We start from the raw sequence: 16,355 nt of genomic DNA, 5'->3' as shown, positions 1-16,355 counted from the left end.
GCCTTAGCCTAGCGCAATATATGCGATTTTAATCGCTATTGCCGTCACCCAATGTCGTGTCGATCCATTGCTGCGCCTTGGCGAGGAAGGCCGGGGTCGCGGTTTGCGCCATCCGGTCCAGCCACAAGCGGGCGCCGTCCTGATCGCCCTGTGCAATCAGCATCCGCGCATGATTGAATTGGCCACGAAAATCGCCGCCTTCGGCCGCGCGGCGATAATGATCCGCGGCCTGGTCCATATCATGGGGCACGATCCAGCCATCTTCGTAGAAGCCACCGATCATGTTGATCGACTTGGCATGGCCCATCGCTGCCGCACGTTGGAACAATGTCAGGGCAGTGGCACGGTTCTGCGGCACACCTTCGCCCAGGGCGTGGAGCGTGGCGAGGTTGTAGAGGCCCCAATCGAGTTCATGACTGGCCGCAGCCTCATACCACTGCGCGGCCAGTCCCTTGTCGATGGCGGTGCCCCATCCATGGTCGCAACAACGACCGACCATGTTCATCGCCATCGCATTGCCGCCCTGCGCTGCGCGGCCGAACCAGCGCAGGGCGGCCACGGGATCTTGCGCCAGGCCCTTGCCGTCCAGGCAGAGCTGGCCAACCAGCAGTTGTGCCTCACCATGCCCTGCTTCGGCGGCTTCCAGCAGCAGTCTTGCGACCTCTTCGGGCGGCCCCGCCAGGGCTGCTGCTCGTTCGCTTTCCGTCATGGTCGTCAAGGTCGACGGCATCGGTACAAATTCCATCCATGCAATGGCCCGCCCCTTGCGGGACGGGCCATGTCTAGCCTGCTGGCGAAGCCGGCAGGATCAATATTTGACGTTGAGCGTCGCGATCGCGGTGCGACCAGCCGCCTGGCTGGCATAATGGGCAGCATAGGCCTTGTCATAATAACGCTTGTTGAAGACGTTGTTGACGTTGACCTGCAGGCTCACCGCATCGCTGAACGCATAGGATGCGTTGCCGTCGAAGCGCCAGTAGCTGGGCACCATGCGGGCCAGTTCCTTGGTGATGACGACCGCGCCGTTGCTGATGGTGCGAGTGTCGGAATAGCCGCCATAGACCTTCGCCATGTAGATCGCGCCGCCGCCCAGGGTGAGGGCGGGGGTGATCTTGTAATTGGTGAAGGCGGTCAGGCTGTGCTTGGGCGTGTTGGGGAATTGCTTGCCCGTGTTCACGCTCGGCGCGGCGATCGACACGCCGTTGACGGTGGTGACGGTCGACCCGCCGTCCACGATCTCCGAGTCCATATAGGTATAGCCGCCGAAGACATTCCATTCCGGCGTGATATTGCCGTTGAAGCCGAATTCGATACCCTTGATCAGCCGCTCACCGATATAGGCGACGGAACCGGCGTCATTGGTGGCGCGGGCATTCTTGGTCTCGGTGCGGAAAGCGGCCAGGGTCAGCGACAGCGCGTCGCCAAACAGATTGGCCTTGGCGCCGATCTCGTAGGACTTGGTCTTTTCGACCTTCAGTGCGTCGGTCAGTGCTTGCGATGTGGTGTTGAGCGCATTGCCCTCGCTGCCATTGGCCAGGAAGGCGCCCGGCGGCGTCGCGGAGCTGGAGGCCGAGGCATAGAGGCTGCTATTCTCGGTCGGCTTGAAGATGATGCCGGCCTGATAGTTCCACAGGTCATCCTCGCGCTCATAATAAGCACGGTTGGCGGTCGAGGTCGCCGCCAGACCCGGGCTGACGCTGGTCTTGTAGCGGTCGAAACGGCCGCCCAGGTTGATCAGCAACTGATCGGTGATGGTGATCGTGTCGAAGAAGGAGGCCGCCTGCGTCGTGGTCTTTGACAGGGTCCAGGTCTTGGGCGCGCTGCGTACGATATCGGCCGTCACGGTCGATGTATCGCTGGCATAGCTGATCCAGGGATCGCTGGGGTTGGGATTGTCGACGCTGGTGCAGTTATAGCGCGCGATCATCGCGGTCGAGCAGCGCGGGCTGATCGTGGAGCCGCTGGCGATCGCCGCGCCGGTGGCCGCGTTCGAGACATAGGTGCCGTTTGCCGCCTTTTCCTGGCTGAATTCCAGCGAGGCCGAGAAGCTGTTCTTGATCCCGCCAACGTCGAATTCGCCGAACAGGTCGGTCTGGTTGAGCAGGCCGTCGGTCTTGGAATAGCGGGTGTTGGTACGGCGCCACACCAGGCCGCCTGCGGTCGCCGGATTGGCGGCGTTGGTGCCATAGACATTGCCCTGCTGGTCGTCCGGCTGGGTCCAGACATAGCCCTGGGTGCTGCGGCCGTAGCGGGTCGTGTTGCGCAGCGTCACGCCGCCGAAATCATGTTCGGCACGGATGGTGAAATTGTCGACATCGGTGTCGCGGAAATCGCGATCCTCAAGGCCATAATAGGCGCCGCGCGGCACGCTGATCTGCTTGCCACCGATCGTGGTGAAATCCTGCGCCGGGCCGGTTTCGGTCACGCCCGCCGGCGCGTTGCCGATGGTGTAGAGATAGGGAATACCCGAATCCGGCAGCTCTTCGGTGTGGAGATGATAATAGCCGATGGTCAGGCTGGTCGGGCCGTCGAGGCCCAGCTTCAGCGACGGTGCCACGCCCCAGCGCTTCGACCAGATCGCATCGCGGCCGGCGACGTCCTGGTCATGCCACATGGCGTTGAGGCGCAGGCCGACGAAATCGTTGATCGGCTGGTTGATGTCGATCGTCGCGCGCTTATAGTCGGCATTGCCCAGGCTGCCGCTGGCGGCGATGAAACGATCGGCCTTGGGCGCCTTGGATACCAGGTTGATCGAGCCGCCGGCGCTGCCGCGACCGCCCATCGAACTGTCCGAACCCTTGACCACCTCGATTTGCTCGACCGCGAAGACTTCGCGGCTCTGCGCGCCGATGTCGCGTACGCCATCCAGATAGGTGCTGGCCTGGCTGTCGAAGCCACGGATGAAGGGGCGGTCGCCCAGCGGGTTGCCGCCTTCACCTGCGCCCAGGGTGATGCCGGGCACGGTACGCAGCGCTTCGGTCAACGAAGCCGACGCCGTATCATGAATGAGCTGCGAGGGAATGACGGTTACCGAGCGCGGCGTATTGACCAGCGGCGCGGTGAATTTGGGCGAGTCCGCCTTGTCGACCTTATAGCCTTCCTCGTCGATCGCCGTGTCGGTGACGACGACACCGCCCAGCTTCTGCCCGTCCGTCCCCGTGGATGGCTGGGTCGACTGGGCGATGGCGGGCGCAGCGGTGGCAAACAGGCCGACGCAACTCAGTGCGAGGAAGCTGGTAGCGGTGGACGCGCGATCGCGCGTGTCATTCAGGTTCACGGATAGGCCCCTTTTCTGGCGTGATGGGCGGGCCGGATCATTCCAGTCCCGCAGTGAAGATTATGGGTTGGCCGGGCTATCGCCGGCGGCCGGCGTGGCGCGGTACCAGCCGTGCCGGACGCGCTGGAGGTGGCCCTCCTTGCACATGCGACTGACATATTGGCGGGAGATACCGATGCTGATGAAATCGCCGGTGCTGGCGACTTGCCGCGAACGGGCCAGAGAAAGAGCGCGCGCACGTGCCAGGCCGCCCTGGCCGGCATGTCCGCCAGCAGGGTGGCGGACGGCGGCCGGATTTCTGGATGCCGCCGGCTGCACCTGTGGCAGCCAAAGGCCGGCGTCGCGCAGGAGCAGCGCACAACGCAACAGCAGGTCCGGATCGTCAGGCAGGGCCAGCCCCGGCTGATGCGGATATTGCCGCTGTGCGTTGCCGAGCAGATCTAGGAGTGCGATCTCGCCGTCGCTGACGAAAGGCGATTGTGGGGCAAAGCATAGCAGGCCTTGGTGGACCGCCTTGCCGGCCAGTCCCAGGAAATCGGCTTGCGCGCCGCGAACTGTGGCAAGCCGTGCAGGCAAACTGCCGCGCAAGGCGGCGATGACCTGGCGTTCCTGTGCTGTACGACGGGCCACAAGGCGCGTGAATTTCATGACCCTGACCTCCACCATCCAGACATGCGAGCCGCTCTTGAGAGCGGTTGATGCGATCGCTAATAATAATGACTCGCAGATGCGGCCTGTTTACTGATAGGCGCTCGCAGGTCCATCAAATCGGGCAACATTGGGAAATCGTATAGAAACCCCAATGATCATCAGGGGGATGCTTGCGCCATGGAGGGAACGCATGAACGGTTGGATGCGATGCGAATATTGCTGCTGGAAGACGATCGCGACACCCGGGACTATCTGAGCCGGGGGCTGAAGGAACTGGGCCATCGCGTTGTGGCGGAAAGCGACGGGAAGGCGGCGCTGGCGCGGACGCTGGGCGAGAGTTTCGACATTCTCATTCTCGACCGGATGGTGCCCGGGCTCGATGGCCTCACCATGCTGCAATTGGCGCGCGAAGCAGGCTGCCAATCGCCGGCCATCATTTTGTCGGCCATGGCCGGGATCGAGGATCGGGTGGCAGGGCTGGAGGGCGGTGCCGACGATTATCTGATCAAGCCGTTCGCCTTTGCCGAACTTACTGCGCGCCTCGGTGCGCTGGCACGTCGGCCGCCACCTGGCGATCGCAGTGATTTTCAGGCGCTGTTGCGGGTGGCCGATATAGAGATGGATCTGCTTAAGCGGACGGTGCGACGCGGCGATCGCCTCATCGATCTGCAACCCCGCGAATTCAGCCTGCTGGAATTTCTCCTGCGGAACGTGGACCGTCCGGTGACACGCACCATGCTGCTCGATCGCGTCTGGAATTTCGGCTTCGATCCCAAGACCAACATCGTCGAAACGCATATGAGCCGCCTGCGGACCAAGCTGAACGACGGCGGGCGTGATGATCCCATCCGGACGATCAGGGGGGCAGGTTATATGATCATGAGCGGCGGACGATGATCCTGCTTCCGCGCACGATAAAGGGACTTTCGATCCTGTCGGCAGCGGTGTCGGGACTGGTCATCCTTATTCTGGGCGCGGCCGCTATCCTGATCTCGCATCACGAGATCGAGGCGCAGATGGATCACCGGATCGAGCGCGAGATGGACGCCCTGCTGGATTTCCATGCGTCGAACGGCGCTGCCCAACTCGCGCAAGTCGTACGGGGCCGTGACGGGGCGGCCACCGGCGGAACCGGATATCTTGCGGACACCGGCAGCGACGGACGCATGATGCTCTATGCTCTGGCGGACGCCACCGGGCGACGGATTGCCGGCCGGCTGATACCGGATATGCCGCCGGATGGCTGGAGCGAGTTCCTGCCCATTCGCCATCCCGACGGATCCAAGGGAGAGGCGCAGGCGCTCAGCCGCCGGTTACCGGATGGCGGGCAATTGGTGATCGCTGCCGATCGATCGGCCTTGCATCGCGCCGATGATCGCATTCTCTTCGTCGTCCTGATGGGGCTGGGCGTGATCTTGCTGACCGGGACGCTCAGCACCATTGCTTTTGGCAGGCTGGTTCGCCGACGTCTGGTGCTGATCAGCGGTACCGCCCAGGGGATCATCGAGGGCGACTATGCCCGTCGCGTACCCGTTGACGGGTCGGGCAGCGAGTTCGACCGAATTTCGGCGATACTGAACCAGATGCTGGGGCGGATCGAAGAGCTTATGAGTTCGCTGCGCCAAGTCTCGAGTGATCTGGCGCATGATATGCGGACGCCATTGGGGCGCATAAGGCAGGATATGGAGCGGCTGGCACGCGATACGACCGATCTGGCGGCGGGCCAGGCCGTCGAGCAGGCGATTGTCGATATCGACGCGCTCCTTGATCTTTTTGCGGGACTTCTCGGGGTTTCGGAAGTGCGCGGCTTTGCGGCGCGCAAACGCTTTGTCAGTCTGCCATTGGCCGAGATTGTCGGCGATGTGACCGATGCCTATCGGCCCGCCTTTGACGATGATGGACGTATCCTTTCGGCCGATCTGCAACCAGTGGCGATCCGCGGGGACGCGCAACTGCTCAAGCGGGCGATCGCCAATCTTTTGGAAAATGTCCTGGCCCATGCGGGCAACGGCGCGGGCGCAAGCGTATCTCTCCGGCATGACGCGGGACAGGCGATCCTCACGGTGGCGGATGATGGCAAGGGGGTCCCGACAAAGGATCTGGAGACAATATTCGAGCGACTGGTCCGGCTGGATCCCAGCCGTTCCAAGGGGGGGCATGGACTTGGGCTCAGCATGGTGCGCGCGATTGTCCATGCCCATCATGGCCGGATAAGGGCCGAATCCTCAACGCCGGGACTGCGCTTCCTCATCCAGTTCCCGATCGATCATCAGCCATTCACTGGAGAGGGGTGAGGACCGGCAGGCATCGCCCGGGTTATGATCGCGTGGTGCTCAGGGGCATCTGTCGATATGCGTGGGTGTCAAATCCCGCGCGCCCGATCTGCGGGTGGGCGGGATTTGACGAAGCCCGGGGGATCAGAACCGATAGCCGACTGTGCCCATGACATTGCGCGGGGCGCCCATGAAACAATCGCCGCGTGCCAGGCAGGACGCATAATATTTGTTGTTGAGCAGATTGGTGGCGTTGAGCGCGAACCGCCAATTCTGCCAGTTGATTTCCGCCAGGCCGTCGACGGTCGTGCGGGATGGCGTCACGATCGTATAGAGCGCGCCGGCGGCGATGTCCGGATTGAGGCCATAGGGATCGATAAGGCCGGTGGACTTGCTCTTGCCGCTATACACCACGCCCGCGCCCAACCGCAGTTGCGCACCGCCCGCCAAGCCGAAGCTCTTGGTGGACCAGAGCGACGCGGTATGGCGCGGCATATAGTCGAGACTGGTATTCACCTCGGAACGCAGCTTGCTGTAGCCATAATTGGCCAGCAGCTCGAAATTGCCGGGTAGGGTATGGCTTGCCTCAATCTCGAAGCCCTTGGTGGTGAGTTCGCCGGATTGGGTCGTGGCTCCGCTGGCCAGATAGAGGACGCGGTTGCGTTCCTTGATATGAAAGGCTGTCACCGTGACCAGCGTGTTGCGTTCCGGCTGCCACTTCACGCCAGCTTCGAACTGGGTGCCGGTCTGCGGTTTATACGGGTCGCCCATGCTGCCATCGGCATTGGTGATGGCGCCTGCGATCGGCAGGAAGCTCTCGGTATAGCTGAAGAAGGGGGAGATGCCGGCGCCGATTTCTCCGATGATGCCGGCGCGGAAGGTGGTGGCATTGTCCTCCTGCCCGGACGAGCCGGTAACATGATCGCGGCGGGCGCCCAGCACGACCGACACCCGGTCATAGAAGCGGATCTGATCCTGGACGTAGACGCCCAGCTGCTTTTGCGATTGATAGTCGAACGGGCCGGTGGGATCGTAGGTCTGCAGGGCATCTTGATCGATGTCGTAAAGGTCGATGATCTCGAACCCGCTTGCATAGCGCTTGCCGACCTTGTTCCAGCTGTAATCCAGGCCCACGAGCAGCTTATGCTCGATATTAGGCCCGGTATGGAAGGTGAACTGGAGGTTGTTGTCGGTCGAGAAGACGTTCATCTTCGCATCGCTTGCATCCGCATAGAGGCCGATGGTCCGGCCGTCGGTGCCGTAGACCGAAAACGGATCGGTCGGATAGCTGTAGCTGTCGGCATAATGCGTGAAATATTGCAGGTCGCTGTCGATATAGCGGGCCTTGAGGCTGAGCCGGATATTGTCCGAGAAGCTATGGGTGACGGAGCCGCCACCCTGGAGCGACCGACCATTATAGCGGTCCCAGCCCGGCTTGCCGACGAAGGCATATTGGTCGAGGCGCCCAGAAGGGTTGGCCTCATTAGGCCGGAAAGTGCCGACGATCGGCAGGAATTGCGAGGTCGAACCGGTGTCGTCCTCCTGATAGAGGCCGGTTAGCACGATGTCGGTGTCGGGCGTCGGCTGCCAGCGGATCGAAGGCGCGAACATCACGCGGTCGTCAGGAACATGGTCGACATAGGTGTCGGCATTGCGGACGCGGCCCACGGCGCGGATCGCCAGATTGTCGGTCAGCGCGATGTTGACGTCGCCCAACGCTTCCTTGCGGTCAAAGCTGCCATAGACCAGGCTGGCTTCGCCACGGGTCTGGAAATCCGGTGTCTTGGAAACCAGGTTCACGAGGCCGCCGATCGATCCCTGGCCAAAAAGCACCGAGGCAGGACCACGGACAATTTCGACACGCTCGAAATTATAAGGATCGGACGTGATGCTGGCATAATAGGAAAAAATGTCGCGCATGCCGTCCCGGAACTGCAGGGCGTCAATGCCGCGCACGTTGAAGCCATCGACACGGGTATCACGGCCATAGGGATTGGCGAGAACTCCGGCCGCATATTTGACCGTGTCGCTGATGCTGATCGCACCCTGCGAGAGATATTGCTCCGAGGTTATGACCTTGATCGGCTGAGGCAATTGGATGAGCGGCGTGTCCGTCTTCGTACCCGCATTGGCTGCGGTGACGACGATCTGGTCTTCATCGCCGATAGATGGACTATTCGCACCGGCGTCAGGCGCCTGCTCCGCTGCGTAAGTGGTCGCGCTGGACAGGGCTACAAGCGCGGCGCCGCAAAGGGCGAGCGAGCGGATGGCGGGCATGGGGCGGTTCCTCTGTTGCAATCAATTTCAACGAAACGCGCGCTTACATTTATTGCGAATTATTAGCAATATAGGGCGGGCCTGATAGTGATGGGATATGGGCGCGCCCCTGCATCATTCCGGTTCACAGCCGCGGGCAGGGGGCGAAAAAGAGGCGGTCAACGCCATGACGCGGCCAACGCCCAAGGCAGATTTTCTGCCCTTTTGTCGCCATTCAGCCGTCGATTTGCGCTTCTCAGGAACAGCCACCCGCCAACGGCGGGCGCAACCATGCAATCAGCCCAGCGCGATGAAAAGATGCGTGTTGGAGGGAGGCCCATTCATTGTACCACAACTAGACCCCGCAGGCCCAGCATGGGCATCGGACAATCTCGGCAGCGCCAGCAGGCTCAATACATAGCCGATAATGGCGCTGCCGCCATAGCCGACGACCGGTGTCGGATAATTGCCTAAGGCAGCCGCCAAGATCGCAGCGAACCAGACGGCGCCGAAGGCAACGTAGATCGTGCGGTCGGTCCCATCCCGGTTCCAGCCAATGATCGCCGGGACGAGAAGAAGCGCCATGCCGCACAACACCGCCAGGCCAGCGACGGCATGAACGTTGAAGGACGAGTAGAGGATCTGGTCGACAAAGGGGACGGCCGGTAGCGTATCGGCACGAACCAGTGTTGCCGCGAAGCTGGTGACGCTGGCGGCGAGGGCCACGCCAACATGTCTGTCGGGGCGCATGACCGCGAGCGCGCCTAGGCAAAGTGTGAGCATTCCGGCCATCGCCCGGTCGGGTTGAAGCGCCATCGCAACGGCGGCGGTGACGATGCTGGTAGTCGCCAGCACGCTACGGTTTCGCGAGAAGGCAACGAGCATCACAGGCATTAGGATCAGGCTCGGCTGAATGGCCAGTCCGCCGAGAAAGACCCAGCGCGCTGCTCCATCGACCTCGACGCCGAGAAGGGCTGTCACCAACAGCGCGCCCGCCATCGCGATGTTCGCTCCGTCCGTCCATCGCTGACCCGCCGCAATAATAAAGTCGGGCAGTGCCAATATCGCCAGGCCAATACATAATGCGCCGACGTTCACCCCGGGATAGCGCATCGGCGCGCCGGCGATTGCCATATAAGCAATGCCGAGCAAGACGGCGCTGATCGCGCAGAGGATACCGAGAATACGGGGCCGACTTATCGTGGCGTCCAGGATATTCATGATGGACGATCCTTCCGGAAACGGGAAATTGTCACCAGCAAGCGAGGCGAAGGGGCGGAGAAGGCGCGACGCGACCGCACGAGGCATGAGCCCGCATAGACTGCCAAGCGTGAATAAGAGGGCTTTGGTGTCGCCCGGGATGGCAGCCGCCTCGTAACGGACAGCCCATGCCCACGACTGCAACGAGGTAGGCAGCGCGGCTTGCAGCGCACGACAGGCCAGATCGATGAGGCTGCGGCGAAGGCCGGCACTCATATGGTCGCCTGCCGGTGTCGCAAGACCCTCGTCGTCTGGCCGGGCGGGTTGGCGCGGGCAAGCGCCACGCCGCTCGCCGTCAGCCGATAGGCATGCCGTGGAGGACGGCCAGATTCAACCGGCTGCTGCCATTCCGCTTCGAGATAGCCCTGTGCCTCCAGGCGGATGAGGAGCGGATAAAGTGTACCGGATTTCACCTCCGCGCGCTGCACCAACTCATAGCCGTGAGACCATTGGCGGTCGGCGTCGAGCAATATGGCGAGGACCATCCGAGCATGAGGTGAGAGTGCACGTGATCGAGACATGTGCGATAAATCTAGCTATATAGATTTATCGTCAAGCGCTATTTTGAGAGCATGGGAGAATTTGGTGCCTGACTGCGACCTTTGCCCTGTGAAGTACGTCTCGGCGCAATGTAAAAGACATCGGCTCAGGTTCATGCCGTTGCCGACATCGGGATGATTGGGAAACCGATCCAAGTTTGCGTGCCGAATCCAAAAGGGGGGCTCGCGCCATGGCTAATGACGCATCCACGCCCGCTTTCTGGCGAGCGATCTTGCCAGACAAGTCGCATATTGCAGCCCGCATAATAGTTCGTCGACGACGGACCGGCCCCGATCAGAACGTTCCCTTGACCATATAGGTGAAGGTCGGCCCGATCAGGCGGTCGCGGCTTTCGGTCGACAGGATTGGCGACGCTCCCCGCACGCCTTCATAGATGGTGCGTTCCCGACGCGAACGGGCGTTCAGCATATTGCCGACCGTGAAGCGCATGGTCAGGCCCATCACATTCTTGTTCTCGATAAAGGCTGAGGCGAAGACCGGGCCTTCCCAGATACGGTCGACTTGGTTGCGGCGATAGCCCGCCTGCTGGTGCATATAGGATGCGGAAACACCGGTCGCCCAGTTGGTGGCGGGCACATCATAGCGGAAGTCGCCTTCAAACTCCCAATCGACGAAGTCGCTCCAGTTGCGTGTCTGCCCGGTGAAGGGATCTTTCAGCCCCGACGTCTGGTAGACGATCGAGGTGTCGAGCCGCGCGCCCTTCCAGCCCAGCGGATCGAAGTTGAGCGTATTGGTCGACACGATCGCCCAGGCCCATGCCTTGTCGATATTGCCCACCGCTTCGCCGGTCGCGCCGACGGGGATGATGTCGACCCGGTCCTGGACGTCGCGATAGATGAACTCCAGCTTGGTCGAGCCCCATCGACCCAGCCGCTTGTTCATCTCGGCAGTCCATGACCAATCCTGCTGCGGCCGCAGGTCTGCATTGCTGGCATTCTGGTTATTATCGTCCAGAAAGGCGCGTGCCAGAAAATCATAGAAGTCGAGCTGCAGCACGCGCCTCTCCAACTTGGCCGAAAGATCGAAGCTGTTGGTCGGCTTCCATGCCAGAGATATCGACCCCTTGGGCCGGTCGAAAACGCGGGTGATCCCGCCTGGACCGGTCTGGGCGATTCGGGAATGTTCGGCGCCCAGCGCGATCTGCAGCGACAGCGACTTGGCCAGCGGACGCCCGAAGCTGAGGATAGCCTCATAACGATCTTCTTTCACCCCGCCGCTTGCCTCGGCGAAAGGCTGCGACGTGAAACCGCCCTCGACCGGATCGAACGTGCCGAGCGAGGCGATATTGTCGAGCGAATTATAGGCCGCCTCTGCCGCCAGCTGCCAGTCGCCGCCCAGCATCTTCCAGCTATATTCGCCGCGTGCGATCGTCTCCTCCAGCTTGCCCAGTTGCGCGTAGCGATCACCGCTCGCGGCGCTGCCATCCAGCGGATAGTCGATCACTTCCGAGGAATAGGGCTCATGGCTGCGCCGTTCGAGGCCGATCAGCTTGAGGCGGCCGGGTCCGGCGGCAAACTCAAAATCGCCGCTGAACTGATAATTCCAGCTGTCATTATCCTCGCTGATCCGGCGCAGACGGTCGGGATAGGTGGGCGAACCGGTCCGTTCGCTGCTTTCTCGATAATGATGCCAGATCTGCTGATAGCTCGCACCGAAATGAGCGATCGAACTGCCCGGTCCGTCCCAGGTGAACTGTCCCGAAATCTTCGGTGCATCATGGTTCGACGTCCATACATCGTCGCGCCGCTCGATCGCATCGCCGCTGCGCCCCCGGATCACCGTCTGGCCGCCGGCGGCACTGCGCCGCGCTTCGTCATTGTTGAGCGCGACCTCATATTGCAGCGCGCCCGTACTGCCGCTGACCGAGACATTGCCTCGGGTATAAAGTTCATCGGCGAAATGCGCCCGCATCACCGGGCGCCACTCGAACTGGCCCGACGTGCGGCTGGCCTTGTAGGTCAGATTGGCCACCTGGCCGCTCAGCCCCGGTATGTCCAGGCTGGCGCCATCGACAATCTCGATGCGCTCGACATTGGCGGCTGGGATTCGGGTGAGCTGGGTTTCCAGATCGTCCGACTTGTTGGAGGGGCGCGCGCCGTTGAACAGCACATTGCTGGTCGCCTGGCCAAGACCGCGCCGTTCCTGGCTTTCCTTGATTGCAAAGCCCGGCACCCGCGACAGCATGTCCCAGGCATTGCGCGGGGCAAAGCGCTGGAAGTCGGCCGGCGTATAGACGGCGCGTTCGGCCGGTCGGTTGGCGGCCGGATTTTCGACGATGGTCGGCAGCGTTTCATCGCCAGGCGCGGTGATATCCTGCGCGCGAACTGCCGATGAAGCCAGCGCCACCCCGATGGCGACCGCTGTTGCGTGAATCTTGATCTGCATTCCCCTCTTCGTGCCGCTGCCTTATGCTGGCAGGCGCACGCTCCCCCTGATTTCCTTTGCGAACCGAACGGCCGCGCCTGCCTTGAGCCACGCCGGGTTCAATGTTCTTGCTGCTGGCCCTGTTCTCGGCCCATCACACCCGTTGATCGACGAACAACATCGTGACGACGACAAACGTAGTCGAAGCCCGCCGCTGGATTGCCACGTCTCGGTTCAGGCCCATGCGCCACCGCCCCCTTGCGCAGGGCGTCGACCATCGTACGGTTCGTTCATCAGCCCTTATCGCTGCTCACTGGGCTCATCGACGCCCCCAGTCGCCATTGTGGGCGAACAGGATCATATGGTCGAGGTCGTCGCCAGCGGGCGTATAGGCGCCATCGTCTGAAGCGCGGCAATCCCCCTCGGGGTGAAGGGTTTATCTTAATCGCCCAACCAACCGGATAGTATCTCGCCCTTATGCCCTTCGGGCGCTAACGCCGTGCGCAAACCCTCCAACAGGGGTGGCAGTGCCTGCGTGAAAGCGTAGGGCGGATTGACGATAAAGAGGCCCGCGCCATTATAGATGCCGGGTTGCTCGCTATCATATAGCCAATGCTCCACGCACAGCAATTTCGGGATGCCGAGCTTGCGCAGCTGCTTCTTCCAATGCCAATGCGTGGCGTGGTCTTTCAGCGGAAACCAGATAACCGTCACGCCATGCGCCCATTTGCGGTAAGCGGCGGCGAGGGTGGCGGTGATGCGCGCGCGTTCGTCCGTCTGCTCGTAGGGCGGGTCGACCACCACCACGCCGCGCGCGGTGCGGGGCGGTACCAAGGCCAGCCATAGTTCGTAGGCGTCGCGTTCATGTACGGCCGCGTTGGTGCCCCGCATCACGCCGCGCAGGGTGTAAGCGTCTTGCGGGTGCTTTTCGTTGAGGATCAGGCAATCCTGCGGGCGCAAAAGCTGTGCCAGAAACTGCGGCGAGCCGGGGTAAAGACGTGGTTCGTCCCCCACATTCACCGCCTGCACGGCGGCGCGGTAGTCGTCCAGCAAGGGGTTCGCGTCGGCAAAGGCCCGCAGCACGCCTTGGGTCGCTTCGCCGGTGCGTTGGGCATCGTCGCCGCCAAGGTCGTACAGGCCGCAGCCGGCATGGGTGTCGATCAGAGTGAGTGCGCCCGGCTTGTGCTGCAAGGCCCGCACCAAGGCGATCAGGAGGCTGTGCTTGACGACATCGGCGCTATTGCCCGCATGGAAGGAATGGCGATAATTCATTGTGACTCAGATCCTGACGGCCTGCCTTTAGACGAGCAGCCGGACATTCTGCAAAGCGAAGTTATGGCCGCGCCGATATTGTTGGGCACACAAACCGAGCGCGGGGCGATTGAAGCAGCCCATTCGGTGCTCGCCTAGGGACGGGCGGAAACCTTATCCCGTCCAGCCGGAGCCAAATCAGGCCTATTCAGTCCGGTTTACCGATGTGCGGACGATCTCGACATCATGCTCGGCTTCGCTTGTAAATCGCTGAAAAGCGACGACTGCGCGAGCATTTCGATGTCTTTGAAATGGTAGCGGAGGAGGCGCTAAAACTTTCGTATCAGGCAGGTTCAGAGCGTCCCCAAGTCCACTGTAAAATTAGCGATTTATATTGCAGTATGTTCGCGGTCGGTCGCCCTCATTTGCCTGAATCCACATCGAAATGTGGGAACGAAAGTGGGACGATTTTTGGCCTCATAATGTGGGAACCGAGGCGAAAAATTCCCTAACAGGGAACCAAACCCGATGGCGCTGACAACTTTGAAAGTGAAGAACGCGAAGCCCGGACGGCATACCGATAGCAGAGGTCTTTGCTTGCTCGTGAAGGACAGCGGGGCGCGGACATGGGTTCTGCGAATGCAGAGAAACGGGCAACGCCGTGACTACGGGCTGGGATCAGCGTTGGACGTATCGCTAGCCGAGGCACGCGAAGCAGCAACAGCGTTACGCCGCCGTGTTCGAGAGGGCTTCGATCCAGTCGCCGAGCGTCGGAAGGCGCGAAAGATCGTGCCCAACTTCGAAGCCGCGACTCGAAATTGCCATGAGACGCTGCGTGAAGGCTGGAAAGGTGGGCATCATGTGAAGTGGCTGTCGAGCTTCGAAAAGCACGTCTTCCCTAAAATCGGCAAGAAGCCGGTAGACCAGGTGGACAGCGCCTGCGTGGTCGAGGCGCTTGCGTCAATCTGGCTCGAAATACCGGAAACCGCCCGCCGCATCCTCCAGCGCATCAGCGTCGTTCTGGATTTTGCGCACGTCAAGGGATGGGTGCCGGAGGAAGTATCACTCCGCTCCGTTCGGAAGGGGCTTCCCCGCCAGAACGACAAGCGCGGTCATATGGAAGCCATGTCCTATGCCGAAGTCCCGGCGCTCATGCAGAAGCTCGCGGGAGCTTCGCCCACAACCGGGCGCGATGCCTTGCGCTTTACTATCTACAACGCTGTGCGGTCGAATGAGACGCGCTTTGCGGTGTGGTCCGAGTTCGACCTTGATAATGGCATCTGGAGCATTCCCGGCGAGCGCATGAAGGCGCGGGAAGCCCATATTGTGCCGCTTTCCGCGCCTGTCGTTGCGTTGCTGCGCAAGCGTTGGAAGGAGCGCACCAGCGACACCGGGCTTGTGTTCTCACATAATGGCGAGAAGCCGATCAGCGACGTAACCATGACCAAGCTGTTGCGAGATGATGGGATCGCAGGAATTACGGTCCATGGCTTTCGTTCATCCTTTACCGATTGGGCAGCCGAACGGACGCGCTTTCCGAAGGAGGTTGCCGACAAGGCACTGGCGCACAAGCTGCCTAACAAGGTTGAAGCCGCTTATCGCCGCACCGATTTTTTCGACAAGCGGCGCAGCCTCATGGCGCGTTGGGCCGAGTATCTCGACCGCACAGAGACACAGAACGGCAAGGTGAAGGACGCCGCAGGAACGGCGTCCGACCCTACAGTGCGCCGCGTTGCCGCCTGACCAAATCGTGCAGGCTGGCGGTGGTGATACGGGTTGCCCTGCCAAGCTTCACCGTTTCAACCTCGCCAGCCGCGATCAGTTCATAGAGCTTGGTGCGACCGACGCCGATCATGCGCGCCGCTTCATTGACGCGGACGCAGATTGGATCGGGGGGCTGGAGCGCGGTCATTGGGAATGGCTCCCAGCCTGTTGCTCGCGATAGCTGACAGGATCGGCCATCCAGCGTTCGACGGACGACTCCCGCCAGCCGGCGCCATGGACGCTGATTCTGATTTGAGCGGGAAACGTCCCGTCCGCGATCTTGCGGTAAAGGGTTGAACGGGAAAGCCCGGTGCGGGCCAGAACGGTCTTCAATCGAATGATACGATCAGAGTTGGACATCGACTTATTCCATAGGTGCGCCAGTTATGCCTTTCCCCCATGAGAGTGAACAATGCGGGCCGTCCCTCAGCCCGCAAGGGGCAATCGGCGCGCATAGGGTTGTGGGGGGCCTACGGCGGCAAATGTCGGGGATCAGCGGAGATTTCGCGCATGTGGCGGCGATAGCGGATCATCGGTGGCCCCAGGCGGCAAGAGGCGGTCGCCTTTTGCCCGGAGAGAGCAGGGCGGTGCCTTGCAAGGGCAAGCAGCGGGCGCTTCGCCCCTGAAATGATAGCAATCGACCTGTTCGAGTCGTACGCCATGGCGGACCTCTTGTTGACGACCCGCCAAGCCGTCTT

Annotated in this window: 13 protein-coding genes; 3 read left to right on the top strand and 10 right to left on the bottom strand. The window is 61.7% G+C overall.

The window, feature by feature from the left end; translation table 11 throughout:
* Window positions 1-28: 28 nt before the first annotated feature.
* From PMI04_RS13865 to PMI04_RS13855, 3 genes are all read right to left on the bottom strand, one after another.
* Complete coding sequence (locus PMI04_RS13865; RefSeq protein ID WP_007706171.1) at window positions 29-730, bottom strand: tetratricopeptide repeat protein; 702 nt, start codon at window positions 728-730, stop codon at window positions 29-31.
* Between the two features lie 78 nt (window positions 731-808).
* Window positions 809-3,277, bottom strand: a complete 2,469-nt coding sequence (locus tag PMI04_RS13860) for a TonB-dependent receptor (RefSeq protein WP_007706174.1) — start codon at window positions 3,275-3,277, stop codon at window positions 809-811.
* Between the two features lie 60 nt (window positions 3,278-3,337).
* On the bottom strand, window positions 3,338-3,925 hold the full coding sequence (locus tag PMI04_RS13855; protein ID WP_007706177.1) for a type IV toxin-antitoxin system AbiEi family antitoxin domain-containing protein: 588 nt from the start codon (window positions 3,923-3,925) through the stop codon (window positions 3,338-3,340).
* A gap of 180 nt (window positions 3,926-4,105) precedes the next feature.
* Here PMI04_RS13855 and PMI04_RS13850 point away from each other — a divergent pair, with 180 nt between their 5' ends.
* Both PMI04_RS13850 and PMI04_RS13845 read left to right on the top strand, forming a co-directional pair.
* Complete coding sequence (locus PMI04_RS13850; RefSeq protein ID WP_007706180.1) at window positions 4,106-4,825, top strand: response regulator transcription factor; 720 nt, start codon at window positions 4,106-4,108, stop codon at window positions 4,823-4,825.
* Window positions 4,822-6,222 carry a HAMP domain-containing sensor histidine kinase gene (locus PMI04_RS13845; RefSeq protein WP_007706183.1) on the top strand — a complete coding sequence of 467 codons (1,401 nt, stop codon included), beginning with the start codon at window positions 4,822-4,824 and terminating at the stop codon, window positions 6,220-6,222. The genes PMI04_RS13850 and PMI04_RS13845 overlap by 4 nt, the downstream gene beginning before the upstream one ends.
* Before the next feature lie 123 nt (window positions 6,223-6,345).
* Here the strand turns inward: PMI04_RS13845 and PMI04_RS13840 are convergent, their stop codons facing one another.
* From PMI04_RS13840 to rlmJ, 5 genes are all read right to left on the bottom strand, one after another.
* Window positions 6,346-8,478 carry a TonB-dependent siderophore receptor gene (locus PMI04_RS13840; RefSeq protein ID WP_007706186.1) on the bottom strand — a complete coding sequence of 711 codons (2,133 nt, stop codon included), beginning with the start codon at window positions 8,476-8,478 and terminating at the stop codon, window positions 6,346-6,348.
* 276 nt (window positions 8,479-8,754) lie between these two features.
* Window positions 8,755-9,678 (bottom strand): hypothetical protein, encoded by a 924-nt coding sequence (locus tag PMI04_RS13835; RefSeq protein WP_037485562.1) that lies wholly within the window; start codon window positions 9,676-9,678, stop codon window positions 8,755-8,757.
* Between the two features lie 251 nt (window positions 9,679-9,929).
* Window positions 9,930-10,238 carry a PadR family transcriptional regulator gene (locus PMI04_RS13830; RefSeq protein ID WP_052028034.1) on the bottom strand — a complete coding sequence of 103 codons (309 nt, stop codon included), beginning with the start codon at window positions 10,236-10,238 and terminating at the stop codon, window positions 9,930-9,932.
* A gap of 313 nt (window positions 10,239-10,551) precedes the next feature.
* Window positions 10,552-12,663, bottom strand: coding sequence for a TonB-dependent receptor plug domain-containing protein (locus tag PMI04_RS13825; RefSeq protein ID WP_007706195.1), 2,112 nt, complete (start codon window positions 12,661-12,663; stop codon window positions 10,552-10,554).
* Between the two features lie 420 nt (window positions 12,664-13,083).
* Window positions 13,084-13,914, bottom strand: coding sequence for a 23S rRNA (adenine(2030)-N(6))-methyltransferase RlmJ (gene rlmJ / locus PMI04_RS13820; protein WP_007706204.1), 831 nt, complete (start codon window positions 13,912-13,914; stop codon window positions 13,084-13,086).
* A 507-nt stretch (window positions 13,915-14,421) separates the two neighbouring features.
* On the opposite strand from rlmJ, the gene PMI04_RS13815 reads away from it, so the two are divergent.
* Window positions 14,422-15,636, top strand: coding sequence for a site-specific integrase (locus tag PMI04_RS13815; RefSeq protein ID WP_037485537.1), 1,215 nt, complete (start codon window positions 14,422-14,424; stop codon window positions 15,634-15,636).
* On the opposite strand, the gene PMI04_RS13810 is transcribed toward PMI04_RS13815, so the two are convergent.
* Window positions 15,611-15,805, bottom strand: coding sequence for a helix-turn-helix domain-containing protein (locus PMI04_RS13810; protein ID WP_007706212.1), 195 nt, complete (start codon window positions 15,803-15,805; stop codon window positions 15,611-15,613). The genes PMI04_RS13815 and PMI04_RS13810 overlap by 26 nt on opposite strands.
* Window positions 15,802-16,017 carry an AlpA family phage regulatory protein gene (locus tag PMI04_RS13805; protein WP_081490990.1) on the bottom strand — a complete coding sequence of 72 codons (216 nt, stop codon included), beginning with the start codon at window positions 16,015-16,017 and terminating at the stop codon, window positions 15,802-15,804. Before PMI04_RS13805 ends, PMI04_RS13810 begins: the two co-directional genes overlap by 4 nt.
* Window positions 16,018-16,355 lie beyond the last annotated feature (338 nt).

It is taken from the genome of Sphingobium sp. AP49 (genome assembly GCF_000281715.2).
GTDB lineage: Bacteria > Pseudomonadota > Alphaproteobacteria > Sphingomonadales > Sphingomonadaceae > Sphingobium.
The sequence above is the reverse complement of the archived record's forward strand: the minus strand, read 5'-3'. Positions and strand labels throughout refer to the sequence as shown.